Annotated in this window: 16 protein-coding genes and 1 pseudogene; 4 read left to right on the forward strand and 13 right to left on the reverse strand. The window is 48.2% G+C overall.

Annotated elements, in window-relative coordinates; genetic code table 11:
• Positions 1–159 precede the first annotated feature (159 nt).
• A complete protein-coding gene (locus tag J2Z28_RS08755; protein WP_211081963.1) occupies positions 160–1,938 on the forward strand; it encodes a stalk domain-containing protein in 1,779 nt (592 codons plus the stop codon).
• Here J2Z28_RS08755 and J2Z28_RS08760 read toward each other — a convergent pair.
• Complete coding sequence (locus tag J2Z28_RS08760; RefSeq protein ID WP_211081964.1) at positions 1,883–5,377, reverse strand: glycoside hydrolase family 2 TIM barrel-domain containing protein; 3,495 nt, start codon at positions 5,375–5,377, stop codon at positions 1,883–1,885. The two genes, J2Z28_RS08755 and J2Z28_RS08760, sit on opposite strands and share 56 nt — an antisense overlap.
• Before the next feature lie 457 nt (positions 5,378–5,834).
• Between J2Z28_RS08760 and J2Z28_RS08765 the strand changes: the two genes are divergently transcribed.
• Positions 5,835–6,239: a hypothetical protein gene (locus J2Z28_RS08765; RefSeq protein ID WP_211081965.1), complete on the forward strand. Its 405-nt coding sequence runs from the start codon at positions 5,835–5,837 to the stop codon at positions 6,237–6,239.
• A gap of 204 nt (positions 6,240–6,443) precedes the next feature.
• Here J2Z28_RS08765 and J2Z28_RS08770 read toward each other — a convergent pair whose 3' ends face one another.
• From J2Z28_RS08770 to J2Z28_RS08810, 9 genes and pseudogenes are all read right to left on the reverse strand, one after another.
• Positions 6,444–8,414, reverse strand: coding sequence for an IucA/IucC family protein (locus J2Z28_RS08770; protein WP_244988182.1), 1,971 nt, complete (start codon positions 8,412–8,414; stop codon positions 6,444–6,446).
• Entirely contained in the window at positions 8,374–9,825 is a 1,452-nt protein-coding gene (locus J2Z28_RS08775; protein ID WP_211081966.1) for a type III PLP-dependent enzyme, read from the reverse strand. The genes J2Z28_RS08770 and J2Z28_RS08775 overlap by 41 nt, the downstream gene beginning before the upstream one ends.
• Complete coding sequence (locus J2Z28_RS08780) at positions 9,822–10,598, reverse strand: HpcH/HpaI aldolase family protein (RefSeq protein ID WP_211081967.1); 777 nt, start codon at positions 10,596–10,598, stop codon at positions 9,822–9,824. Before J2Z28_RS08780 ends, J2Z28_RS08775 begins: the two co-directional genes overlap by 4 nt.
• A complete protein-coding gene (locus tag J2Z28_RS08785) occupies positions 10,595–12,607 on the reverse strand; it encodes an IucA/IucC family protein (RefSeq protein WP_211081968.1) in 2,013 nt (670 codons plus the stop codon). The genes J2Z28_RS08780 and J2Z28_RS08785 overlap by 4 nt, the downstream gene beginning before the upstream one ends.
• Positions 12,582–14,372 (reverse strand): IucA/IucC family protein, encoded by a 1,791-nt coding sequence (locus tag J2Z28_RS08790; protein ID WP_244988194.1) that lies wholly within the window; start codon positions 14,370–14,372, stop codon positions 12,582–12,584. The genes J2Z28_RS08785 and J2Z28_RS08790 overlap by 26 nt, the downstream gene beginning before the upstream one ends.
• The gene (locus J2Z28_RS08795; RefSeq protein WP_211081970.1) at positions 14,350–15,765 is read right to left on the reverse strand and encodes an MFS transporter; all 1,416 of its coding nucleotides are present in this window, start codon (positions 15,763–15,765) and stop codon (positions 14,350–14,352) included. Before J2Z28_RS08795 ends, J2Z28_RS08790 begins: the two co-directional genes overlap by 23 nt.
• A gap of 11 nt (positions 15,766–15,776) precedes the next feature.
• Complete coding sequence (locus J2Z28_RS08800; RefSeq protein WP_211081971.1) at positions 15,777–17,132, reverse strand: diaminobutyrate--2-oxoglutarate transaminase; 1,356 nt, start codon at positions 17,130–17,132, stop codon at positions 15,777–15,779.
• A gap of 167 nt (positions 17,133–17,299) precedes the next feature.
• The gene (locus tag J2Z28_RS08805; RefSeq protein WP_211081972.1) at positions 17,300–18,322 is read right to left on the reverse strand and encodes an ATP-grasp domain-containing protein; all 1,023 of its coding nucleotides are present in this window, start codon (positions 18,320–18,322) and stop codon (positions 17,300–17,302) included.
• 747 nt (positions 18,323–19,069) lie between these two features.
• Positions 19,070–19,270, reverse strand: a pseudogene (locus J2Z28_RS08810) (cobalamin/Fe(3+)-siderophore ABC transporter ATP-binding protein); the annotation flags it as partial.
• 424 nt (positions 19,271–19,694) lie between these two features.
• Here J2Z28_RS08810 and J2Z28_RS08815 point away from each other — a divergent pair.
• Both J2Z28_RS08815 and J2Z28_RS08820 read left to right on the forward strand, forming a co-directional pair.
• Entirely contained in the window at positions 19,695–20,273 is a 579-nt protein-coding gene (locus tag J2Z28_RS08815) for a hypothetical protein (protein WP_211081973.1), read from the forward strand.
• 263 nt (positions 20,274–20,536) lie between these two features.
• Positions 20,537–22,309: an alpha-glycosidase gene (locus J2Z28_RS08820; protein WP_211081974.1), complete on the forward strand. Its 1,773-nt coding sequence runs from the start codon at positions 20,537–20,539 to the stop codon at positions 22,307–22,309.
• 426 nt (positions 22,310–22,735) lie between these two features.
• On the opposite strand, the gene J2Z28_RS08825 is transcribed toward J2Z28_RS08820, so the two are convergent.
• Genes J2Z28_RS08825 through J2Z28_RS08835 form a run of 3 tightly spaced genes read right to left on the reverse strand, consistent with a single transcriptional unit; the run spans position 22,736 to position 26,903 of the window.
• Positions 22,736–24,115, reverse strand: coding sequence for an ANL family adenylate-forming protein (locus J2Z28_RS08825; protein WP_211081975.1), 1,380 nt, complete (start codon positions 24,113–24,115; stop codon positions 22,736–22,738).
• A complete protein-coding gene (locus tag J2Z28_RS08830) occupies positions 24,109–25,527 on the reverse strand; it encodes a cysteine peptidase family C39 domain-containing protein (protein ID WP_211081976.1) in 1,419 nt (472 codons plus the stop codon). The genes J2Z28_RS08825 and J2Z28_RS08830 overlap by 7 nt, the downstream gene beginning before the upstream one ends.
• The gene (locus tag J2Z28_RS08835) at positions 25,524–26,903 is read right to left on the reverse strand and encodes an alpha/beta hydrolase-fold protein (protein ID WP_211081977.1); all 1,380 of its coding nucleotides are present in this window, start codon (positions 26,901–26,903) and stop codon (positions 25,524–25,526) included. The genes J2Z28_RS08830 and J2Z28_RS08835 overlap by 4 nt, the downstream gene beginning before the upstream one ends.
• Between the last annotated feature and the right edge of the window lie 11 nt (positions 26,904–26,914).

The following is a 26,914-nucleotide window of genomic DNA, read 5'->3' on the forward strand; positions in this document are numbered from 1 at the left end:
TGCAGGTTACCTAGCTTCTGTTAGAAAGGCTGCAATTACGCTCAGCCCTCTTCAATATAAAGGAAATTTTATCACTTGTATGTAACTTCATCCCTTCATAGAGCGTTTAGAAAGAAATGCAACATTCATACCCAACTCATCCGAAAAAGAGGCGATATCATGCAATCGGTAAACTCATCCGATCACATAGCAAAAGAAAAATGCTCCACTTCACGCTTCAATAATCGATCCAAGGGTAACGGTAAAAAGACCCGTCGATTCGCCATTGCAGTAGCTACAACATTAGTTGTGTCAAGCCTGCTGATGGAGCTAACAGCTGTGCCAACGACTCATGCAGCCACTAACATATCCCCCTCCACTAGTAACACTGCTGTTCAACCAACTTCATCAAGCAGTGTAGAAAAGAAACTTTACTATACCGCTGTACAGGGTGCTTATTATTACACAGTCGCATTGAGAAGTGACGGTTCCGTATGGGCCTGGGGCCGTAATCTCTGGGGAGAACTTGGTGTGAGCGACAACGTTCGATATAGTCATACATTTAGTCCGATTCGTATTCCCAAACTATCCAATGTAACAGTTATTTCATCCTCCGGGGGTGGGAACAACGCAGCCATCCAAGCAGATGGAACCATCTGGGAGTGGGGTAACGGCAACATGCCACGTCAAGTGCCTGATATTACCTCCGCCACGAATGTTAGCATAGGGGCTTTTTCAACCATCGCCCTTCTCCAGGATGGAACCGTTCTGTCTTGGCAAAACCCGCCTCAAGCCGCAGCCCTGGAACAGACACGTAAGCTACAGACGATCAGTGGGCTAAAAGATATCATTCAAGTTGAATCCGCTGGCCTGCACGGCTATGCTCTGAAGAAAGATGGCTCCGTATGGACATGGAACGAGCCAAACGAAACCGGTAAAGCACCTTCCAAACCAACCGAGTTAAAGGGGTTGAACAACATATCTTCGATCACAGGTGCAGATGCATCTCTACTTGCACTAGATAAGAAGGGAAAAGTCTGGCAGCTGCACCTAGAGGGCAAAGCCACCCCCTTTCATCACGAGCTCAAAGTGAAGAAGATGGATGCCAATTCGAGCTATACTTTGCTTCTCACAACATCCGGGGAGGTGTTCACCTACGGAAGCACCGTGACAGGCACAGAAGGAAAAGTAAACCATCTATCCGGCATTACCGATATTTCAGCAGGGTACTACCACAGTCTTGCCTTATCCTCTGAGGGGACTGTCTGGGGCTGGGGAAGTGATAAATATCAGGAAGCGGGCGCACCTGCAACATCTTCTGGGGGCATGGTCTACAAACCGGTTCAGGCCAAGCTGGGTATAGATATTTTTCTGAATGGTGAGCTGTTCCAGTCCATGTATCCCGCGGTGGAAACGTCCAAGACTATACAACTGCCAATCAAAGCAATCGCCGCAACAATCGGAGCAGAATTTGAGGTGCATAAGGCGGAAGATAGCCTGAGTTACTATACGTTGAAATATAACAATCGAACAATTACGATCACCCCTAACGAAGCACATTATCAAATAACTTCCATAGATTCGTCTAGTGAGCAACTCATAGAGCTATCTGAACCCATAAATAACTACTCAGGAGCAACCACCTTGCCTTTTGAAGTATTGCGTGGTTTGGGCTTGAACGTGTCCTGGGATTCTGAGAAATCCCTGTTGACCATTGACGATGTAGACAAGAAAAATCAGGGCTCTAGACGAGCGCTTTTACACCATATGAATCCCTTAACATATAAAAAATCCTCTTCAATTAAACGTCCTGTTCTTTACGAACATCGTTATTTGAAGAGGATTAATCTGTTTAAAACGCTAAACAGAGCAATGCTGGACAACATTCATTCCAAGTATCGTCCTATTTCTCGAATCGGAACCAGCCGAAGTCAAACTGACTGCCTGGCAGGAAGATAAAGCTTACTTTCTGCACACCTTTCACCTGCTCAAGCTCAAACACCCGCTCCTCATATCCACCCGACTGCGTGAACTCAACCAACTGGTTGCTCTGTCCGTCCGCACCTGCGAAACGAATATGAATCGTATTTTTATCAATCGGTGAATGGCCGTAGATCACGAGCTTTGATGTGCCTTCTGCCGTAAAGTCCATGTTTTCAAACTCCAGCGACACGTTGTTCCCGATACCTTCTACTCTGTCGCTCTCAATTTTGAACGTATCTCCATAGAGATGATCACAGGATGCAGCAGCGTTCTGTTCAAAGGCCCGACTCTGACGTTCGAAGGAGAAGCCTTTAATATGAATCTTCTGTTTCAGTACAAAACAGATCGACGTGATCCCGCTAAGGCGTTTGGACAATTGGTATGTCTCTTCTTGGTACACATTCCAAATGGACTCTTTGTCATACACCACATCTGCGATCATCGTGCTTCCCTCTTCATCCGGCATACCTTCCCAGATCTGAATGAAGTAGTCCTCAGTGGATAGCGTGAAAATAGGAATCGTTATGGTATCGGAGCCGTACGGTCCGAAGTCAATATTACGGAAACCTACGTGCGTCTCTCCATCCCGACTTGTCGCTACCCCGCGCTCATTGCCGTTACCAACCTCACCTTTGGTGTAATCGTACAGTCCGCCCGTGATGAAGCCGTATGGATCTTTGTAGGCTGTGCCGAGACCGTCCGCCTTGAACTCCAGCTGGGAGATGAGTTTCGTTTTATCCGTACCGTTGGTACTGGTTGCGCGAAGCCGGAACTCCCCGTCACCTATAGCCGAAACCTTTACCGCATGTTGATGCTCACCGTTGTCACCCGTTTCTGCTTGAACAGCTTCCACTTTGGCAATGTTGGATTCAATTCCCGCATCGTTCACAACAGCCCACTCTATGTCGCGGTAGGAGGTGTTCTCTGGATACAGCTTGGCGGTTACAGTAAGCTCCGGGTTGGACGGATCGAGCAACTGTCCTGCAGTACTGATGATCTCGATTTTCCGCAAAGGAATCTCCTGAGCATTCCCCGTAAGCACTGGACGTTGTTCATTTTGCATGAAAACAGCTTGCGTCTGATTATTAACTACACTGCTCACTTCAAGTTCCCCATCCACAACCCGCGATTCGAACTCAGCCACAGCTCCTTCCAAACCTTCGGAAGAAACTTCAATCCGCACCGTTCCAGGTTCATTTGTTGCTCCGATGATCGCCATCAGTTTGCCGCTGAACAGTCTTCTGCTCAGCCCTTTGTATGGATCATAGTCCGTGCTGTCCCCGTTATCCAGACCCAGCAATCGTCCTGCACCACTCACCTGAACTTGTACGCGGTTGTTTGCATTGTGAACTGGATTACCCGCTTCATCTTCAACATCAATTTCTACAAAAATGAGGTCTGTCCCATTCGCATGTAGCTGCTCCCGATCCGCTTGCAGACGAATTTTCTTCGCATCCGTATAGGATCTTTGCACATCGGTTGCAATGATCTGACCGTTCTCATCGTAAGCGATCGCTTTCAGCTCGCCCTCTTCATAAGGCACCTTCCACCAGCCGGACAGTTGTGTTCCATTGGCATGATCGATATCGTACGTACCAATGGTTTTACCGTTGAGTTGCAACTCAATCTTCGGTGCGTTGCTGCACACGCGTACATCAATAATCTGACCCGGGCTGAAATCCCAATACGGGAACAGGTGAACCATCGGACTTTTCTTATAATCCGTCCAAGCCGCTTGGTAGATATAATAAGAGTCTTTCGGGAACGTTGCCGTATCCAACTGTCCAAAATACGAATTCTTCGTATGATATGGTGTCGGTTCTCCAATATAATCGAATCCAGTCCACAGGAACTGTCCCAGCGAATACGGTGTATCCCGTTCTGCCAAGATGCAGTATTCTGCCGACTTCGCGCCCCAGCTGGTCGTACTGTTACCCAAAGCCGAGCACTGCTCGTCGTCATCTGCCAGAATCGGCTGTTCGAACGGGAAATGATAAATGCCACGGCTCTGCACCACCGAAGACGTCTCACTACCATAGATAATCCAGTCCGGATGCTCCTCATGATGTTTGTCATAATATTTTTCCGCGTAGTTGTAACCTGCCAGCTTCACGATATCCGCGCATTTTTGTGCATTTTCCCAAGGCATGTAGTTGGAACCAATCGTCACGCCAGCATTACCTTTTGGATCAAATTCCAGCACATAATCCATCAGCATCCGAGTTACTTCCTGTCCACGCTCATCCGCATGGGTATCATAGATTTCATTCCCGATACTCCACATGATCAGGCTGGCATGGTTACGGTCGCGCTTCACCCAACTCTTCACATCCGTATGCACCCACTCCGGGAAAAATCTCGCATAATCGTATGGCGTTTTGGCACGTTCCCACATATCAAAGGCTTCAGACACAACCAGCATACCCATCTCATCCGCGAGTTCCATGAACTCTTTGGCAGGCATATTATGCGCGGTACGGATGGCGTTAACGCCCATTTCTTTGAGCAAAACAAATCTTCTACGCAATGCCGTCAGGTTAAACGCAGCTCCCAGCGCCCCAAGATCATGGTGTTCACACACGCCGTTCAGCTTCATCTTGACCCCGTTCAGGTGGAATCCTTCATTGGCATCCAGTTTGATATCCCGGAATCCAATGCGTTGCGATACCGACTCCACTGTCCGATGTTCCTGATCTTCCGAGATCAATCGCAACTCAGTCACCAGTTCATACAGATGCGGTGCATCCGGGCTCCACAGGTTTGGATTCTCCACAATGATCTGTTCGCTATCTGCCAATGCGATCGCATTCTCACCGACCGAAGCCGTAACATTCGCTTTGCTGGATGCCACCACCTGACCTTCATACCGGATCGTATGCACTAGCTCTGCCTGCTGATTCTGTTCCAGGTTCAGCTCCGTATCCACTTCCACCTGCCAGCCATCCGTCTGTTGCTTGATGGATACATAGATCCCATCCGTAACAATATGGTTGCGGTCTCTCGTCTTCAGCCACACATGGCGATAGATTCCGGCTCCGGAATACCATCTGCTGTTCGGGCTCTGATGCACCACTTTGACCACAATCAGATTGTCGCCTTCCACCAGTGCATTCGTGATCTCATGTTCAAAAGCAGAATAGCCATACTTCCACTCCCCAACCAACTGCCCGTTCACATACACCGAAGAGTCCATGTATACGCCATCAAAACAAAGCAGGAGCTGCTGCTCATCCTTCGTGTAATGGAACGTCTTGCGGTACCAACCAATGCTGTCCTCATACAGTTCAAGCGTATTATATATCAGCCAATCATGGGGAAGCTCCACAGGTTCATATACCAGACCCGCAGGTTCCGTAACATCCAGCTTGCTTTTCGCAAATTGCCATCCATCATTAAAAAGTCTCTTCTGATTCATGTTAGTTTCTCACTTTCTTGAAGTAAATTATGATTGCGGTTACAACAGTAGATGTCGCTTTTTCCGAAAACCTTTTCGGTAATACACAAGTATGACTATAACACATAACCCGATTATACCATCAGTCTCTTTCCTATACCTCCATTTGATAAGATTTTTAGCCATAATGATGAACGTTTTATTCCCTCCAAGCATTGTAACTTTCGATGACAACAAGCCAAAAAGGCAACCCGTCAAGTAGACAATATAAGCCCGGAATGGTGAACCGCGAAGATACTTATAAGGTATTTCAGGAATGACGATATCAAATTCATTAAAATCGTTAAAAGAAAAGCCGCGAGTGTCCCTTTTTTTGTCCAAATCGCAATTTGTACTCATTTCTCAACAAAAGATACCGATATAAAATGAAATGTTACAATTATTTCAAAAAAATTCCATTCGAAGAGGGTGTGAAGTCATGCGTGTTAACAATTCTAGTCCTAGCATTTATCACATTAACCAACGCAACAATCTAACAAACAACAAAGAGTTGTTTAAATCAACGCTGCTCGTACAAACAGTCGAAAAGAAAGAAGACGAAGAAAAGAAAGACAAATCAGTAGAAAAAAAAGGGCAGCTGGTTACAGCAAGGGAAGGTGCTTATACTAGACAGTATCTTGTTAATTCAGACGGCTCAAAGGTTCTATTGAGTGAAACAAAACATGCTGAAGGAGAAGCAACAAGTACAGAAAACTATTCGCGGTTCCTCTCCAACTCCAATAAGAATCAGAATGACGACGGAATGAGTAATAATTCAAAGGAAATAGTAAGTCTGTTAAATCAACAAATAGGTAATTTTAATCAACCGAAAACAACCAATTAGTAAATATAAGTAACAAACACATTGCCATCATAAGAAGGTGAGCCAGTAACACTTATTCATTTATAACACCAGTCCGATTTCTGTACTTGGATTTCATCAGATTCACCTTCAATAATTATGAACATTTATCCCCCCCTCGCGATTTGAACCTTCATTACCAAAAAAACGAAAAGGCAACCCGTCAAGCGGGCCACCTTCTGCATTCTATCCCTTGTAAAAAGGGTTCCAGCCTATGCCTTTGCCCGATGGCATCGCGCCAGGCACCCCATCCGCTTCAAGCAGCGGACGGACAACTAACTTCACGGGCCACTCCTTGCTCTCGAATATCGCATGAGCAAGCGCGGCCCGGTCGGATTCGGGAAGCTGCACATGTTGCAGCGCTTCCTTCCAAGCCTGCTCCGTGATCTCCCATAACTTCGTTTCGGGAATGTGATACACTTCGCTCAGTGCCTCCATGATCGCAGCCAGATTCACCTGCGTCCCCAAAGACTGCACATAGAAGATCAGCTTCTGAATCGTCTCGTTATACAGGCTGTTCGAGTAGCCTGGACGAATATGATAGGCAGGGTCTGCAATACCATGTTTGTCCAGATAAGGCTGATGCAAACGCACGGAATCATGATCGCGGAACAAGAGACCTTTTACCTCATTATCCTTCAACACCAGACAGCAGTTCTGACCATGAATCTCAGGTACAACGCCCACCTTGAACAGGCGCATCACGATATCATAAAACGTCGTAGCTATGCTGGTATAAAAGTCGAGAACATTCGTGCTGCTCAGATCATCACCCAGAATGTCCTTTAATAGATGATGCCCTTCCAGATTCACACCCAATGCGGCCATTGGAATTACTTTGTAATCTTCACCCAATAACTCAGAGGGATACACACGAATCTGTGCAGCCAGATGCCGGGGATGATCATCAAACAGTCCCATGGATTCCGGCATGAAGCCCCACCAGTTCTGCTCTTCACACATATACACCTTGTCCTTCAACGTCTCGTCACAAGCAACGGCCTGTCGTAGCATCCGTTCACCAGCAAGACCATTCAGAAGTTTGACCACCGGAAGATAGCGAGCAGCCCCCAGTGACAGCACACTAACCGGTAGCTTGAACATCAGATTAGATTCGGTTGATGGAGCCATTGAGCGCAGAGAAGATGTTGCCTGTACGTCGCCCACTTCTATGTCCAATACGATAATGCTACCCTCTTCGATCTCTCCCGTGAAGCAAGGGAGAATCACATGTTCCAATTGCCACGGATGTACAGGCATCGGCAGATATTCGTCTAACGTGATCCCTTTTTTGGCAAACTCGGCTTCCACCACTCCGCGCTGAACATCGTCTAACACATCCAAAATGGACAATCCATCTTCACACCCTTGCTGCACGGCATCCAGCCGTATAGCCACCCAGCGCAGCGAAATCGCCTTCCCGAATTCTGCTGCATACCGTGTTACATCTTCTGCATTGAATCCCACCTTGGCTTTGGACGATGGGTGAAATGGACGATCCCGCAATGCCGCAACACGTTCACCTTTGATAAACCATTCATACGCAGAAGTCGGGACGTTAGCGGACAGATACTGGACTTGTTCCCAGCCCAAAGCATACTGCTCCACAGCAATGTCCAGACTAACCAGGAATTCCGCCACCCCAGGCTGCGCATAGGCCTTATCCGACAAAGCCCTCTGTAACACCGCACGTCCAACTTCTGCCGGAGTATCAAGGAGAACCCAGCTTCCATCCGTTTTCTCCTCGTAGATCGGTGAACCCTGAACCCACTGAGTCCCCTGTCTTACTCCAGTTTCAACCAGACACAGCACGCCTTGAGTGTGCAATCTATAGCGAGACGCTACATTATGATTATGCTCGTTGTTCTGTACCTCACTTGTCTTGTTGGAATCATTTGTTTCCGCTAGCTCGTCCACCCTGATGCCAGTCTCGATCCCATTAACTAAAGTTGCTAAGGCTGTTCTTCCCTTGTCTTTCAGGCCTTCGCTGTCATATCCCTTGTACAATCGACGAAACGGTGCAGGTGATGCGGTAAAATCAATGAATGGGTGATCCTCCAGTGGGAGTAATTGCTCCGATAAAAATGAATTCATCAGATCCGCCATAATCCGGCGTTCAGTGGCTTGCAGACTGGAACGTTTCATCAGTGTTGACATGATTATTGTCCTCCGTTAGATAATGGAATGCCGGGTGCGGATGCCCCAGAAAATCATGATGCGAGATGGTCCAGCAATAAGCTCCAGACTTTTCAAACAAAACAATATCTCCCACGCGCAGCAGTGCTACCTCCGCATCGGAATGCATGCGATCCTTGGGTGTGCATAGCTCACCTACAATATGGACTCGACGATCTCTTACCTCTGGACGGGCAAATGAATGCTTCCAACGGTCCGTCGCCATAATCTGAAACGGATGGTTATGGCCCCATGAAGCAGGCAGACGATTGTGGTGCGTACCTCCCCTTAACACGGCAAAATACTGATCATGAGAGGTTTTGATATCCGTAACCTCTGCCGCGTAATACCCATGGTCTGCCACCAGCAGTCGACCCGATTCAAAATACAGCTGACCTCCTCGTGAGGCAAGACGTTGTCTGGCTTCACTTTGCTCTAGCAGCGAAGTGAATAAAGGCCAGTCGAATCCGGGGCTACCATCATACGTGACACCGAATCCACCTCCTGCATTCACCACTTCCACAGGTAGATCATACTGCTGCTGCCACTGCTCCACCTTTTGCAAATACAACTCGATCATCTCGGCATGCAGCCTGGCATCCATATTGTTGGACAAGGAGTGAAAATGGAACCCGCTTAACCGAACCACACCGGCGCCTTCCACACGAATGAGTTCAATGGCTTCTTCCACCGCCTCTTCATCGATTCCAAAAGGACTCGGCCCACCGCCCATAACAATCTTCGTCCGAGGTAACGTGCTGCTCCGCAGATTGATTCGGAGCAGTATGCGAACCTCCTGCGCTTGCTCCTGTTGTTGTTTATGTTTCGGCTCATGTTTCGGCTCATGTTCCTGCTTCTGTCCTTGATCCTGTTTTTGCTTCTGCTCTTGCATCAGTTCCTCGCCGTATGCTTGCGTATATCTCTGCTCCGGTTTCTGCTCCCATTCTTGCTTCTGCCTGCTCCCCTGCACGTGCTCTTGCTCATGTTCTTGATCCTTCGCTCGCTCTTTCGCAATCGCAATGATGCGCCGCAGCTCCAGCAAACTTTCCACATGAATGTAACTCACGCCCTGCTCGATCGCCAGACGAAGCTCGCTCTCCTTTTTACCCGGACCTCCAAACAGAATCGGAACCTCTCGGCTTACCGCTCTAACCTTGAGTAGCTCTCCAATCGAAGCCACTTCAAAGCCCTTCACAAATGGAAGCAACGCCTCAATGATTCGCGGATCAGGATTCGCCTTGATAGCATAGAACAATTCTGTGTTCCCAGGCATGCTGCCCAACATCTGACGTACTTGCTCCTGAATACCAGCCAGATCGTAGACATATGCACATACCGGTTCTTCCATTCCGCGTTGTATTTCCTCGATCGCATGCCATACACTAGGTTTCATATCTGCCCACCCGCATTCCTGTAGTCAGTCCGTTTTTGGGCATACGCCCGAAACGCAGTATTCCGATCATCACCAAGCACGTATATATGTACTCCCCGCTCAGCCCAGAGAGACATATCCTCCACACCTCTGGTGACCGTTGCATAAGGCACTTCGCACTGCTGAGCGGTAGCATGCAATTCATCCAGTACACGTCTCACATCCGGGTGCTCCGTCTGCCATGGTACGCCGAGGGATTGCGACAGATCAGCCGCTCCTTCCAATACAAAACTCACCTGAGGGTGAGACAGAATCTGTGCACTTTGCCGCACGCCCTCCACACTTTCGATCATCGGTACAACCATCACCTGTTGGTTCGCTTCCTCAATGTATCCGGTGAGTGGATATTTCCCGAATACACCGGGACGACCGCTATTCAAGCTACGCATGCCAACCGGATGATAGTAGGCGTGACGAACCGCTTCCTCCACTTGCTCCAGTTGCTCGACATGCGGAATGACGATGCCTTGGGCACCGCAGTCCAGTACTTTCAGAATCTCCGCTCGCTCCACCTTCGAGATCCGAACCAACGGGGTTAGGCCGACCAGTTCCGCCGCACGAACCAAATCCTCTACCGATTCCATCGATGTTGCGGCATGTTCTAGGTCAATAATGACAAAATCATATTCCGCATGTCCGATCATCTCAATGATCACCGGGTGTGGTATGGATACAAAAAGGCCATATACGGGCTGTTTGCGTGCAATTTTTTCCTTCAGCGTGTTAATCCTCATTCGACGATTCCCTTTAATTCGGGCGTTCTCTTTGATTCAAGTGCATCCTTTGATATCTTGAGCGGATTGCTCGCCTTGCGGAAATATAACTCTCCATCCCCATACAGACGGCGCTTGGTCATCTCTTCGATCAGTGCATCTTCGGCAAAAAGGTCAAATGCAGCGAATCGTTCCGTGTACTGCGGGTGTTGCTTCTGGTAATGCACAATTACACCTGCGCACATCTGCCAGAACGCTTCCTCCGACAACCCAAACTTCTCCAAAGCCAGCGCAATATCCGTCATGCAGATAAAAAAGAATGCATCATACGTATAGTCCCTGACTTCCGACACATCTCCCGCATAGATGAATGAATACCGATTGAACTTACGATGGGTTTCCGGCTCCGGGTTCAGCTTCGGTGCCCTTTCCGGGTGTAACAGTTGATCAGGTACATAGCGAACACCATCATGCAGATCCTTGATCATGATTCGTTTCGGCAGATCATCTTCCAGTACCAAAATGATATTCTGAGCATGAGATTCCAGCGCAATCCCGTGTGCATAGAGCAGATGGATAATCGGCAATGTAACTGTGCGAACAAGGGCCTCGCTCCACTTTTCCACACCATGTCGTTCTACAGCATCCTGGATAAATGGAACACCGTCCGGCTGCACCAACATTAGCGCATTCAGCGGCCACGCCGTCTCGCCTTCCTTCAGGTGAACAGTCACATTCTCCCGCCAGATGGCACCGAGTGTGCCGTAGGCTCGTCCATACTGCGTTGCAGGCAACTGCTCATAACGGAACGACAATCCCATGATTTCTTTTAAAATGCCAAACTGCGCCCGCTGCAACAGTTCATCTTCACGAACAAGTTCATCCAGCCAATCGCTGATCAGCGGTGCGTTCTGGGTCGTATGCTGTGCCAGAATGCGTGTGCTCGATGTGTTGGTGATGCTAAGGGCCAGTTTGATGTAAGGGGCTTCCAGGTTCACCCGATTCGAGAGCGAACGGATCGACTGCTGTGCACGATAGGGCGAAGACGATGGACCAAGATACACGATATCTCCATCCATCAGTTGACGAGCATATACCGATTCCAACTGGTGCTCCCACTGCCATGGATGAACCGGAATGAACACATATGATTCATCAGTGCCAGAACCTATTCCTTTAGCATCCTTGCCGTCTTCACTACCCGAGCTACGGACTGTTTCGCCTTTTTCACGAACTGCCCCATGAAGCTTCGCTAGGATTGTCTCTCCAACGCTCTCACGAACTTCGGCACTGCTCCCCAACTGATCTACACTCGCCGCATGTGCGTGTACCACTTCACCCATGTCCGTACGACCTTGTTGTTGCAGGATCTGTTGAAATCGCTGCATATCCTCAGCGGTAAGATGTTGCCTCACCAATTCTTCAGAGCTATACCCTGCGGATACAGCGGTCTGAGCAAATTCTTTTTTCACAGCAACCCAGACTAATGAAACCTCCGAGTTAAATTCAGGGCCATAGGCCAGATTGTCTTTCAAAGAAAATCCCAGCCTCGACTTATAACTCGGGTGGTACAGATGACCGTCGGTCATGTGACTTTCGAGCGCATCATAATGCCGATCCTCACTCGGAATGTTCAAGGGTAATATCGCCCGGCACTGACTATCCTTTGCCATCGTTTCGAGCAGTTCCTGGATAAAAGCCGTGACATTTGCACCCTTCAACGCGTTCAGCACAATTTCTTCCAAAAAAAGATCCAGATCGGTGCACGGTACGCCCTCTCTTTGAATCGAACCCTTCTTCACCTTCACCCGGCCAAATGAAAACTTCCGCTCCGCTTCACACGTGTACGCAACAGAATCGCCGGAAGATGTAAGTCCCTCGGTCCGCCATTCGCTTCCACTCACAACACTGTCCAAAATGCCCTCGAACCACATCGCCTCCAACGTCTGCCGCATAATCCGTTCCTGTACATCCACGTATACTGCTTCTGTCCTGCCTCCTGCTTCAGCCCTGTATCCCACGACTCCCACGCACTTCACTCCCCATTCGTTTCATTACATTGCTCACCGGCACGTAAGCCGGGTTCTGGCTGATACCCCTTAGACAACTCACCAGATTTTGTTTGGCTAGAAATGCGTCCGCCGTCAGCAGATGTTGCACATATGCATTGCCCGTTCGTTCCAGTTCCTCCACAAGTACCCCACGTACCTGCTTCCAGAAATGCTCCTCCGGGACGTTCACATCTCGCGCCATGGCATGAATCAAAGACCCCAGATGATTGACGATAAAATAGTACGATGTCCGCGCCCAGGCTTTCTCTCGCGAATAAAATAGTAAATCGGACGCTGCACGATCCTGCTCACTTATAAGTTCCTCATCCACACTGACCCCTTCCAGATCGCGGACGATAAAAGCCACAGGCATCCCATCCTTCAATGTCACAAGAGTATTCTGCAAATGAGCTTCAAAGTGAATGCCTTTCTCTCCCGCAGCCCGTACAATCGGCAGCAGAGAACATGCCAGATAACGATCCAGCCAGCATTCCGCTATGTCACGTCCACCACCCAGCATCGTCATCAGTCTTGACCGCATCCTGGGAAGCGGTGCTTCAACCAGACTGGATAAGACATACGTATTCTCAACATCAAACTCAATGGGCCGATAAGCTATCGTAAACAGACTGGTTAACTCTTCATCTTCAAAAGCACAAGTCGCTACACCTGTCTCATACGCAATATGCGTGTTCGGTTCATCAGCACCGAAGCAGTCATGCTGCCTGACGTACTTGGAGGCATCCAGTGTTCTGCGCATCTGCTCAGCACTGTTGGTGCGAATCATGTTGGTGATCTGCATGTTCAGTGACAGCTTAATATTGCAGTTCCATTCGGGAACATAAACTGTACGGACCGAAGAGGTTGGATAGACGGTTGGTCCCACACTGCCAAGCAGAATTATTTTTTCATCTCGAATATAGTGCTGCACCTCGGACAATCGTGATATGTATGCGTATTGCCATGGATGGACAGGCAGCAGCCCATACATTTCACTCTTTTCTTTTAAAATAGGCTCCACATGGCTCCACAGTAAGTCTTGCAAATCCATTGCCGCCTCGTCATCGACCCATTCCTGCACGTAGACATCCTGCCTCACGGCGATATAACAGAGTTGAAATGATGTCCGTAACTCCGGACTGTACTTCTGCACATCATCCTCGCTGAAGCCTTTGGAATTCTTCGGGAAAGGGTGAAACGGATGACCATACAACAGTGACTGTTCCGATGTGCGATAGTCGTGGATGTCGAGACCAGCCGCTTGTTCGATATACAACGTGAGGTTGCCCACACTGTTATCTACCTTTTGTGCAAAATCTCTGGCATATGCCAGCTCTACACGATTCGTATTCTCATCCAATGGATGTACATTCTCCAGCTCAAGTGAACGCTTCATTTCCATCACACTTTTCTTCATTCCATATTGATCCAAACTCGCTCCCTGTTCCCCATTTCCACTTAGCTCAGATGTGATCCAACGAACCAGGTCACCATAATGCACCCCTTCCCCGCCAGATTCCATGCTGAGGTATTCATGCTCCCCTATGGCAGAGTAATAAGACAAGTGTCCTGTCACCTTCACCCTACTGGCTTGAAAATTAACAGCGTACGTCAGCGTATTTGGATTAATCCGAATATCGCTTTCCTTCTCTAGCGCAAGCTCACGGATGTAACAGTTCAGCAGCAGTTTGCACGAATGTTCATGGGCCTGCTGCTCAGCTTCAGACCGGAGCTTGTTTTCCATCTCGAACAATGATGCCAACCTTCTTTCGGGTTATAAGTAGGACCAGGGGAAGTGTAAGCAGTATGGCGCAGCCAAGTCCGATACAGATTTCTTTGAGCGCTCCCCATTTTGCCATCTCCATGGACTTTCCTGCCCCGGCAAGCCATTGCCAACGCATATCGTAATACAGGGTCAAGCCCATCACCGCAAACGAAGAAGCCAGACGCTCAATCGTGGTTGATAACACCGAGCCTTCGTGCATGTCTTCGTCCGGTAATGCTTGCAGACCAATCGCAGAGATGCTCATGCCTGACAGACCAACGCCAATTCCCCGGCACGCCATGAGCATTCCGATGATCCAGATTGACGCTCCCAGGGGCAGAACAGCAAACGACAAGATCGATATCGACACCAGCAACGTGCCCCATGCGATAAAATGCATGGACCGACCGCGATCCATCAAGCTGCCGCCAATCCACATGAATAGACTTGTACAGATCGACAAGGGAATAAACAATGCACCGGATAGGGCAGGTGACAGGTGGAAGACGTCCTGGAACAATAACGGTAATGCAAAGATCACGCCAAACATGACACAATCCTGAATGGTCGAGATCAATACGGTCAGTGGAAAGACGGCATTACGCCGCAGCAACTGGTACCGGATCAGTGGTTCCTTGCGACCGTTCTCGGTCTGGACAAAACGAATGAGCAGCAACACACCGAGCGCAATCAGCATCCATGGTACCCATACTGCCACGACAGGACTTGCGTACAACTGTACCCCCAGACTAAGGGCACCTACCGCGCAGATTAGCAGCATGACACTGGTTGGATGCCATTTTTTCCTGCGGGCAGGGATATAGGTCTGAATGACTCGACCGCAGCCAATCAACGAGAATATAGCCAGTGGCACATTGATCCAGAACAGCATTTCGAGCCGTCCATACTGAATGATGAATCCACCCAGCGTAGGCCCGGCAGCCGGAGCCAACATAAGCAGCAAGCCCCACGCTCCGGTAATTCGCCCTCGTACCTCCGGTCCGTATACATCAAACAGCAACACAAGTGATAACGGAATCATCAGCCCCGCGGCAACGCCATGCATGAAACGAACCAGCAACATTACCTCAATAGAGTGATAAAACAACGCACCTGCTACCGAGAACAGTCCATAGATACTGATCCCCAACATATACGTCTGCTTACGCCCCAGTCGGTCCACAATCAGGGAAGCCAGCGGCATCGTTAACGTCATAGCCAGCATGTACAGCGCGATAATCCACCCGCCTGCTGTCGTAGAGATCTGATAGTATTGCACAAAATAAGGCAGCAGCAGGTTAAATGCACTGTTGGTCAGCACCAGCGAAAAAGCACCGATCAGAATCGCGAGTAATACTGCATGCCTTTTCATCAGGGATAGCTTCAACATGCAGCCGTTGCTAAGGCAATCGCTTCAGCTACCGATTTCTCAAAGATCGCAAGGATTGCGCCCGTTTCTTGCTCCGTAATATTCAGCGGCGGCAGAAAACGAACAACAGCTGAATGACGCCCGCCCAGTTCCACAATTAATCCATTCTTGAAACATTCACGCTGAATAGACTCAGCCAGCGCACCATTAGGCAAATAATGTCCCAGACGATCCTTGCGTCCTGTTGGATCCACCACTTCAACGCCGATCATCAGTCCTCTGCCTCGCACGTCACCAATCTCTGCATACCGCTCTTTCAATGCATTCAGTTGATTCATGAACTGCTCACTGCGCAGATGCACGTTGTGTAGAACATCCTGTTCCCGAATATAACGAAGTGTAGCAAGTCCCGCTGCCATGGCCAGCTGATTGCCACGGAACGTACCTGTGTGTGCACCAGGTTGCCATTGATCCAGTTCTTCTTTGTAAATGACAACAGACATGGGCAGACTTCCGCCAACTGCTTTGGAGCAGATGATTACATCGGGTACAATCCCGGCATGTTCAAATGAAAACATCCGGCCTGTCCGTCCAATGCCTGTCTGCACTTCGTCGATAATGAGCGGAATGCTTCGCTCTGCCGTGATTCGGCGCAGCTCCTTCAGCCATTCAATGTCTGCCGGAATCGCCCCGCCTTCCCCCTGCACCGTCTCCACAATGACCCCACACGGTGCGGCAATACCGCTCTCGCAATCATCGAGCAAATTTTCAATATACTGTGCGCTTAATTGGGCCGTCATGCCTTCACCAACACCAAATGGGCAGCGGTATTCATAAGGAAACGGCAGGAAATGCACATCCGGCAGCAGGCTTTGCAGATGTTGTTTCTTGCTCAGGTTGCCACTCATGGACATCGTTGCTTGGGTCGAACCGTGATAACCTCCCTGAAAGGCAAGAATGGACTTGCCACCTGTTGCATGTTTGACCAGCTTAATGGCTGCTTCTACTGCATCCGCTCCGGTTGGACCACAGAACTGGATTTTGGCCTTGTCTCGCATCTCTGCCGGAAGAATGGAAAACAGTTCTTGCATATATGCAAGCTTCAGCGGCGTTGCCAAATCCAGTGTATGAAGCGGAATCTGCCGATCCAGAACATCGCGAATGGCATTGACCACCGTGTCATGGTTATGTCCCAACGCCAATGTTCCTGCACCAGCCAGGCAGTCGTAGAATACACGGCCTTCCGTATCGGTAATCTTCACCCCATGGGCCTTGCTAATGACAAGCGGGAAATGTCTGGGGTACGATCTTGCATTGGATTCCTTCTCATTTTGCATCTTCAGATATTCCGTCTGCACCTCTACTGACATAGCCCTATAACGCTCCTTATAATCGATTCAGGCTGAAGCTGATGCCTGTGGTTCTTGTTCTACATTTGTATGTGACATGGTACTGGTTCAAAATCTTGATAAGGTCCGAATTATAAATGATGGTATCCGTCATCTGTTATCCGTTATACATTGTCATCTATACGTTGTTATACGTTATTCATCTTATAATCAAGTTGCTCCTGATACAGGTATTCCAGGTATAACCGAACCACATCACGAGTTGTTCCACCATGGGGAAAGACGTGGTGTGTCAGATCCGGCAAAGCGTTCACTTCCAGAATGCCCCCCTGTTCTCCGGAGATCGGCGTGCGGATATCACGACAACGAACATCGACCCCTGCTACATCAATCTGAAGAGTTTTGGCCGCTTGAATGATCATTCGCGCATTCTCGGGATGAATGATTTCGGTACAATCCTTGTAGAATTCACTGATTTTTCCGGCGGCTGAGTTACGGAGATCATATAACTCGATTTCTTTTCCGGCGGCAGGAACTTTATCCAGAGTTGTCCCTTGTGCACGCAATACCTCCAGCAGTCGTTCCGTTTCTGCATTAACCTCGGGAAACGCTTCATACTCGCCAATGGGTGTCATCTCGATTCGTTCCTGATTCAACTGCTCAATTAACGCCCGAACGGTTGAAGTTCCGTCTCCCTCGACATAGACAGGCCGATACTCATTCACAGCCGCCACTTCACCGTTAATGATCAGCACTCTGTAATCGATCCCGGTCACATATTGCTGTAACATAATGCTGCTGCCGTGGACACTCGCAAGTTGAATGGCTGCCTCCAGTTCATCTGGGGTACGCACATCCAGCGTCACACCCATGCTGCTGCTCGCATCCAGCGGTTTCACTACAATGGAGCCATGCCTTTTCAGAAAATCTGCTGCCTCGCTTCCCATCTCTGGGATTACGATAAATGATGGCACAGGCATTCCCTGTTCATGCAACAACATATTACATGCCTGCTTGTTCTTCGCGAGCAGTCCAGCGATTAACGGCAGACGATGAGATCTGGTTTTGTTAATGATGATCTCTTTGTCCCCTACAGACAGCTTCAGAAAATCTTCGCACCCCTCAAGAAGTGGCTCACAGGTGATTCCCATTTCTCTCGCTTTGCTTATAATGAGTCGGTTTTGCAGATTATGAATCCCTTTCGGAAACACTGAAAATCCTCCCCGATCGAATGAAGGTACTCGCTCCTAATATAAGTTGAATACTGTTTTTACACGAAATCACTGCGCGGTCAGAACCATCTTCCGATCGCTGTTATCCCCAGATTTTTTTGAATCCCTTTTCTCAAGGGAAAAATCCGGGGATAGCGTATGCTTTGGATGCCAGCTTTCTTTTAGAAAGCTTGTAGGCGCAGCTTATGCTTACGATGCAGCTTTCTTGCAGAAAGCTTTTAGCTTCGCTTTTTCAGGTTTTTCTGTCCTCTCCGTTGCATGTTAAATGATTAATTCAACTTATATTGCTCATACTTCATCAATTTTTTTTGTAATTAAATATTGATAATGATTATCAATATCATATAAAATCTATTTTATGGCAATTCGTTCTTTATTGTCAATAATAAACTTTTAAGGAAAAAAAATAAAATTCGTTTTGACTTGGGTTTATGTCGGCGTGGTTTTGTTACATCGAATTAACAGGTACAACAAACGGGGCAAGATCTGGATCAGGATGAAACCAAGAGCTTGCCTGTTCCTGTTATCTACATTGAATGTAGAAGAGTTGACGTGGAGGATTGAAAAATAAGGATATAGCTTGAATCATTCGTTGAATCATTATTGAAGTCATCTTGGAGCACGTACGAAATACTTAATGGTTTAAATTGAGACAGGTCAGGCAATAATCCTCGGGAACTTCAGCAGCCGATATATTCCGCAGCCAAAGTCTGCATCTCCTGACCCTCAAGCCAGCTGAGTGTAACGCTGTTCTCCATTCAGCTTCCTTCCCCTTCCATGCGGGATACAGGTTGGTGTGCCGAACAGTGGATCAACCGCAATCTCACACTCCATCTGGAAGACTTTACGGACCATGTCCTGTGTAACAATATCTTCCGGTTTACCTTCTGCGTAGATGGACTTGTTGTGAACAGCCACAATGTGATGTAACCCCTCTGCCCTTTTCCCTATAAATGATATTGAATCTCATTATCAATTGAATTGTAATGGAGATGAAATCATTATACAAGCATTTTATTTGGAAAAACTTCTCACTCCCTGTCGAACTCTTTAACTTCATAAAACAACATTAAATAAAGATATATTAACTAAACTAATACAATATATATCGATACAATACGCCTCTACATAAACCATATATGTAATTTTTTTCTCTGTAACTTAAGATGCACATTTCTCTTCTAACTTCTAGCTTCATCTAATACATGTTCTTTTTGCGGGTGAATCATTATTCATTCATATGCGTTTGACTGATGAAATTACTGTAAAACAATTCCTGTAATTTCTTGTAGCACTATGTTAGATTATCCATTGGAATAAAATCACATCTATAGATAGGGGAAATTAGCACGTGAAGAAATCTTGGGTACTATCAATCATTATGAGTTTTGTTTTGCTCGGCGGGGTGTTCGCACCTGTAGGGTCCTATGCCGCTGCTGCGGATGACTCAACCAATACATATTCGGAAGACGAATACTATGAAGTTGACACGTCAGAAGAAGAAACGGAACTTACAGCCGAAGAAGAAGATTTCCTGAACTACCTGGATGCATTGACTGATCCAGCGGTATACGAGAAGAAAGCAATGGATGCAGTGGGTGGTAATACATACATTACATCTTCCAATCGCAAATCCTTCTATCTCAAACTGAACAATACAGCAATCCCTAACTACACCAAGTATGTTTCCATGCTGAAACAGATCAAACCGGAGAATGCTGAACTGAAAAAAATCCATGCCAAATTGGTTAAAGGCAGCTATGCTCAGCTTGAAGGATATCAATTGTTCAAAAAGTCTGTTGCCAAAACGAAAGTAAACAGCAAACTCCTTAAACAAGGTAATGACAAGATTGCATCAGGGATCAAAAGCATTCAACAATATCATGCTGAAATCACAGCCTACGGCGAAAAACTGGGCTACCAAATGTAAAACAGCCACACATGTATAACGTCAGAATGCACTATTCCGGCGTTCACCGTGTGAATGGAATCATCGCTTTATCCGTTTTAAACAATTTTGAAATTTAAGGAAAAAAAGTGTTTTCTTTTGCTGAGTTAGTTCGTATAATAGCACTATAATCAAAAGGCTATGCTGCCGAAAGGTACAACCTCGTGAACAATAGAGGTTGTGCCTTTTTTGCGTTTAATGGCCGCATTGATCTGAATATCATCATCTGACGAGGAGTGATTTACATGATTCTTGAAGCCGTTTACCATCGCCCAAAACTCAATTGGTCCTATGCTTATGACCGCTCGACCATGCACCTGCGACTTCGGTCCAAACGCGGGGACCTAGATGCGGTGATTGCCATTACCGGAGACAAATATGCTTGGGATCGGACGATCACGCACACCCCTATGCACATCTTTGCCCGGGATGAAATGTTCGATTATTGGGAAGCCGAGACTTCACCTCCCTATCGCAGATTACGGTATGGTTTCCAATTGATTCAGGGAGAGGAATCGGTCTGGATGACGGAGCGCGGATTCGAGCAGGCGCTGCCTGATCATCCACTTGAATTCTTTGATTTTCCATTTATGAATCCGGTCGACATTTTTGAACCGCCTGCCTGGGTTAAGGACGCTGTGTTTTATCAGATTTTCCCTGAACGTTATGCCAATGGTGATCCATCCCTCAGTCCCAAAAATGCTGAACCCTGGGGAGGGGAACCCACGCCGGTGAACTTCTTCGGCGGCGACCTCCAAGGTGTGCTGGATCATCTGGATCATATAAGTCAGCTCGGCATCAATGCCATTTATTTCTGTCCGCTGTTCGAGGCCACTACGAATCACAAATACAATACAGGCGATTACATGAAGGTTGATCCTCACTTTGGAACCAATGAACAGTTCAAGGCGTTCGTGGATGCCTGTCATCAGCGCGGCATACGTGTCGTTCTGGATGCGGTGTTCAACCATTCCGGCAGAGAGTTCCCTCCTTTTGTCGATGTCATGAAGAATGGAGCTGCCTCTCCCTACGCAGATTGGTTCTATATCAAAGATTGGCCGCCACGTGTGGAGGATGGTATACCGACTTATGACACCTTTGCCTTTGAACCGCTCATGCCGAAACTGAACACGGAACACCCTGAAGTGAAGGCATACTTGCTGGAGGTAGGACGTTTCTGGATTGAGGAGATGGACATTGACGGCTGGAGGCTTGATGTGGCGAATGAGGTGGATCATCAGTTCTGGCGCGAATTCCGTCAGACGGTAAAAGCCATTAAACCTGACGCCTATCTGCTCGGTGAGATCTGGCATGATTCGCTCATGTGGCTTCAGGGAGACCAGTTCGATGCCGTGATGAATTATCCGTTTACCAATTCGGTATTGGACTATACGGTGCACGGTAAGCTCGACGGACTCGCATTTGCCAATGAGATCGGCAAACTGCTCGCAGCCTATTCACAGCCCGTGACCGAAGCGTCCTTCAATCTGCTCGGAAGTCATGATACACCCAGACTGCTGACCTTATGTGATGGAGACGAGCGCAAGATGAAACTTGCCGTTACGTTGCTGCTTACGTATCCAGGTGTCCCATGTATCTATTATGGAGACGAAGTGGGTCTTGACGGGGGATATGATCCGGGTTGCCGCAAGTGTATGGAGTGGGATGAGACCAAGCAGAATCGCGAGCTTCTGGAATTCTTCACCCGTACCATTACACTTCGTAAAGAGCACCCTGCCCTGCGCAGCACAGAACTGAAGATTGTATATGCAAAAGCCGGAGACCCTTGTCTTGCCATCGAACGATTGGATTCGCATACGGGAGAGCGCATGCTTCTTGTGCTGAATGCGGGTGATGAGCCGTGTACCCTTGAACTTCCTTTGGCAGATCGTAACGTCTGGCGAAATCTGTTCACATTAAACGCCGTGGAAGCTCGGCAAAACAAACTGACCCTCGATCTGGAAGCCTACGGATTCTCCCTGATGCAACTTGAGGTGAAACAACCAGCTGAGGCCTGAGATAAATACAGCTAACAAGGGAAAATAACTTCAAATAGGCTGTCCCCTAGGTGATATACTCCCCATAAATTAGACAGGTAAAATAATAAAATCCTGTTACTGTATGGGTAGCATATCAGACCAAGGACAGCCTCTTCTGTATCTTATACGTCATATTCTAACGAACCCAGCACACCTTATTCGCTTCATTATACGCGGGTTAAATGCCTAACGAATCAGAGAGATCTTATTTTGTCCAATACGTCGATTTTCGAGACCAGAAGCCGTATTTTCAACGCAATAACATTGCTGAGGTTCGTTAGCGATAGCAATTCAAGCAAGGTGAAACCCTTCGAGGCAGCACCTTTTCTGTTCCCTTTTGTGTTTCCAGATAGGTTAAAGTTCACCACTCTACTCTACCTCCTGATACTCATTGATGGCAGCGACCTATTTCCCAGCCGAGGCGAAGGGTATCGAAGTCATCGGTTTTCGTATTTTCTTCATTCTTGAACTTACGAGCGCTCCCTGTGTAATTACGATTTTCTGCGGAATCTTGTATGAAGGCAGCTTGTCCTGACAATATTCCCAGATGGATCGCCTCAGATCGGTGAGAGTACATTCTGTAGCCAACCGGATCGTCACCTTCACCCTCTGACCCGTGATACCACTCTGTTCTCCCGAAACTACGGCCGCTTCAATACATTCCATCTCTTCCAGAACACCCTCGACCTCGGCAGGATACACTTTCCGTCCCCCTACGTTAATGATCTCGGAACGACGTCCCAGAATACGAATGTACCCCTGCTCCAGCACAGCTTCATCGCCAGTACGTAGCCACCCGTCCTCTGTAAAAGGTGAAGGTGCATTCAGATATCCAATCATCGCTGTTGCTGTATGAATCTGCAATTCTCCTTCCACCACCCGGTACTTGACCCCTTCGTCTTGAATGGAAAACAGCAACGAGCCTGGCTCTTTGGAGCGGGTTGGCAGAATGCCAAGTTCAGACATGCCATAGGCTTGTATCGTCCTTAGTTGTGGATATCTCCGGTTCCAGGCTGCCAGTACGGATTCAGGCATCACTTCCGATCCGTATGACACAACTTCGAGACTCGACAGATCATACCCCTCATCATTTCTACCCAGCAGCAACAGATTCATGAATGTTGGGGAGACAGGCAGCGCCTGCACACGAAACTTCTCAATCGTTCGGCACACTTCTTCGGGAGATCGATCCGCAATGATACAGAGACAGCCCCCACTGGACAGGGATTGCAGCATGGTATTCACACCGCCGATATGATCAAACATCATGAATGGAATCGTTCGCAAAGGCCGAACCTGCCGCCGAAAATGATGTAACAGCCGATCTGCACGATGCACAGTCGCTTTACTCACTCCGGTTGATCCAGATGAAAAGAGTACCAGTCCGCCTACGCCCTCCTGTGCCAGCGAGGATAACAACACAGGAACCTCTCCAGATAATTCACATGTTTGCCGAATGCACAACTTGCCTTCTTCAACGCCCAAACGCCACTTTACCTGTGCCAGCTGGATATATTCCTCTCGTTTGGCTCCAACCAGGTTCCGATCCATGGGGAGCACGATACACCCTTGTCCGAGCAAAGCAACCAATGCTGCCGCTGCATAGGGGGAATAATCTTCCTCCAGCGTTACAAGTTGCCCAGTCAGCCCTTCTGCTGTAATCCACTTACTCATGATGCCAACCTGTTCCAGCAGCCACCGATAGCTGTACTCCTGATCTTTCCAGATCAGCGCAGGTTGCTGTCCCTGTTCCGCGAATCGTTCAAGCAAGAATTGGTTCAACATCTTGCATCCTCCTTACCGGCAGGCGCCCATTGCTGTGCGAGATAATCAACAAGTGAGGCCACGGTCTGATATGGGCTTTCCGGCATGGAAGCAGCAGCCATCTCCGCCAGTGCGGCTCCCATCCCCGTCCCCCATCGATCTTCGATTCCCTGCTCTACTACTGCAAGCAATGACACGAGTTCCAGCGAATCCAGTTGCCCACTTCGTCCGTACAGTGGAGCGTTACCACCCTCACCAAGTGGAATCGTTGTATTATGGTACGCGTTTAACTCCCGGCAACTATCCAATACGATACGGAGCAAATCCTCCCTGTGTTCTTGTCCAATCATCGACATAGCCTGACGCGGGAAGCAATCTTCCTGAGGTATGGACTGTCGAAGTGACTCATACCACTGCCATTCATCGGTGACCAACATTTTAATTACACCTGTTAGCTGTACTTTCCACTGCTCACGCTGCTTTATCCGACTGACCTGAAGCATATTGTAGGCCTTCTCCCAACGTACAATGATCTCGCTGAATTCTCTCGCATATTGATCAAGTGGAGAACCTAGCCATAAGGCAGACTCCTGAAGAAGATCTCGAAGAAAATATCGACTCCATCGCATATCAAACAGCAGACCCGATATTAACATTTCATTGGCCTGATCCCCTTCATTCGCCCCACGCAGTGCATGTAACAGTTGTAGCGATACCGCATGTCCAAAATAATAATTGCGCTCTTCTTGTGTAATCGTCCGGCCTGTCAGAAATTCTTCAATCTGCGTTGTTAACGCCTGGATCAACATGTCTCGGTAACCGTCAGAGTCCAGCTTCACAGTCGCCCGAATGTCCATGGTTCCATACGTTCGGAGTTCTTCTTTGCGTTTGGCCTGCGCAAGCTCGGGTATGCTTTGGTTACCTTTCCAGAAGTCATGAAAGGCCCTTTGATCAACCTTTCCCTTATACTTGGAGGGCACGGGATCGTAGACGTGAACATGCTCATCTTCCAAACCATATACGGCAATCCAATGGTCTACCAGATGCAGTCGGGAACCTTGCTTCACGTGTTTGCGAATGTACTCGGGATTCTGATAATCCTCACAGTAAGGCAGATGATAACTGGTTCCTGTAGCCAAAAAAAGTCCACCTTCGCCAATATACTGCCTGATCTGCGTCTTGCCTTCCTCGAAGCTGTCCAGCTGTCGCTGACCATACATCTCCCAGATGGGCTCTACATAATCCAGTTTGTGAAAATAAGGCTTCACCAGTCCGTTATCCCCGCACGAAGGAAGGCTGTACAACCGACTTGCTGCCAGCAGTGCTAGACTTGTGATGGATCCTTGTCGATGGAGCACTTCATGAATCAGAGGAAAATTGCAGGGATAATAATAAGGAATGTCCAGCACTGGAGCGAATGAAGGAATGATCACTTTGGGCCTCCTGTTCCCGTTTTGGCTGACGTACTGCCCCAGGATTGGATTAGGTAATGCTCAGACATGTCATCTGTCGCTCGAAATACCCGATTGGCAATAGGTTTGCCATCCACATCGGTCTCGAAACGGCGGAAACCACGTGTAAACCGGAAGGAGAACCCACTATCACGCGGGACTCGGTAACTACCTTCATATCGACCTTTACCAGAACGAACAAGCTTCATGCCCATGCCACCATATATCGTTTCCTCCGAGTCTTCTTCGGGAGCTACCTCTGCATGAATGCAGACCTCCACATGAGTGGACAATTCAGGAACGACAGTGTAGATGCGTGTAGCAGACAGTTCCCCCACAGTCAGCGTGATGGATGCACTTCCAATACCGACAGGAACCAACTCTCCACTCGCATGAACCTGAAGTACATTCGGGTCACTCGAAGTATAATTCCCATGCAGCAGACTCTGAACCAATCCACTCTCGTAGTGCATTTGTGCATTGATACACACAGTCATTCCACCCTGTAGTCCGATGACATCCCTTCCAAGCAGTTCGAGCGAGGAGGGCTTACCCACGTGGCCGAACATATACAGTAACGGGAGGTGAATGCGCGCTCCCCAGTCACCTTCCTGATGACAGGCACCCGGCTGTTCCAGAAATGCCAATTCCTCACCCGATCTGACTCCGCGTTCAAGTAATTGATGAGCTACCCTTCTGACCTGAGAAGGCAGAAACAGACCTTCCGTATCTCCAATATCCATCCATATTCGAACGGCGGGTACCTCCTCTGGCAAGCGATACATGTCTTCTTCCAACAGCCCGCTCTCCGATGTTTCGTCCAGCTGCACATCCACATAAAATGGCGACATCATGATCAGTTTTCCGAAAACATCCGGATTTCGCATCCCCATGTGCAATGTACAAAGCGCCGCGGCAGATGAACCTAACAGCCCGGTATTCTGATTGTCCGGCAACGTCCGGTAACGATGATCAATGATCGGCTTGAGCTCATGAATGATGAAATGCTCATAGGCGATCCCTGAACACCCCACACTCACGGCCTCTCCCTCCGGAGCAATGAAGTGGTAGAATTCGTTGTGCGTGACTGGACGAACATGCGTAATGCCGACAATAATCAGTGATTCAATCTGCCCGGAGGAAATAAGACCGTCTGCTGCCTGGTCCATATTCCATGTTTCATTGCCTGGCCCTGATGGACCAAAAGCCCGCTGCCCCGCATGAACGTACAGAACCGGATAATGCCGAACTGCCTGCTCATGGTAACCGGGCGGGAGGTACACATAAATGTTGCGGATATTGCCCAGCCGCGACGCCTGAATGCCTTCCAAACATTCAATGACAGAATGGGTACTCAACGATCATCAAC

It is taken from the genome of Paenibacillus xylanexedens (assembly GCF_017874615.1).
GTDB lineage: Bacteria > Bacillota > Bacilli > Paenibacillales > Paenibacillaceae > Paenibacillus > Paenibacillus xylanexedens.

Excerpts from the sequence above, each read along its gene's own strand:
- J2Z28_RS08755 (WP_211081963.1), top strand. The coding sequence starts at position 160 with ATGCAATCGGTAAACTCATCCGATCACATAGCAAAAGAAAAATGCTCC.
- J2Z28_RS08760 (WP_211081964.1), bottom strand. The coding sequence starts at position 5,377 with ATGAATCAGAAGAGACTTTTTAATGATGGATGGCAATTTGCGAAAAGC.
- J2Z28_RS08765 (WP_211081965.1), top strand. The coding sequence starts at position 5,835 with ATGCGTGTTAACAATTCTAGTCCTAGCATTTATCACATTAACCAACGC.
- J2Z28_RS08770 (WP_244988182.1), bottom strand. The coding sequence starts at position 8,414 with ATGTCAACACTGATGAAACGTTCCAGTCTGCAAGCCACTGAACGCCGG.
- J2Z28_RS08775 (WP_211081966.1), bottom strand. The coding sequence starts at position 9,825 with ATGAAACCTAGTGTATGGCATGCGATCGAGGAAATACAACGCGGAATG.
- J2Z28_RS08780 (WP_211081967.1), bottom strand. The coding sequence starts at position 10,598 with ATGAGGATTAACACGCTGAAGGAAAAAATTGCACGCAAACAGCCCGTA.
- J2Z28_RS08790 (WP_244988194.1), bottom strand. The coding sequence starts at position 14,372 with ATGGAAAACAAGCTCCGGTCTGAAGCTGAGCAGCAGGCCCATGAACAT.
- J2Z28_RS08795 (WP_211081970.1), bottom strand. The coding sequence starts at position 15,765 with ATGAAAAGGCATGCAGTATTACTCGCGATTCTGATCGGTGCTTTTTCG.
- J2Z28_RS08800 (WP_211081971.1), bottom strand. The coding sequence starts at position 17,132 with ATGTCAGTAGAGGTGCAGACGGAATATCTGAAGATGCAAAATGAGAAG.
- J2Z28_RS08820 (WP_211081974.1), top strand. The coding sequence starts at position 20,537 with ATGATTCTTGAAGCCGTTTACCATCGCCCAAAACTCAATTGGTCCTAT.
- J2Z28_RS08825 (WP_211081975.1), bottom strand. The coding sequence starts at position 24,115 with ATGTTGAACCAATTCTTGCTTGAACGATTCGCGGAACAGGGACAGCAA.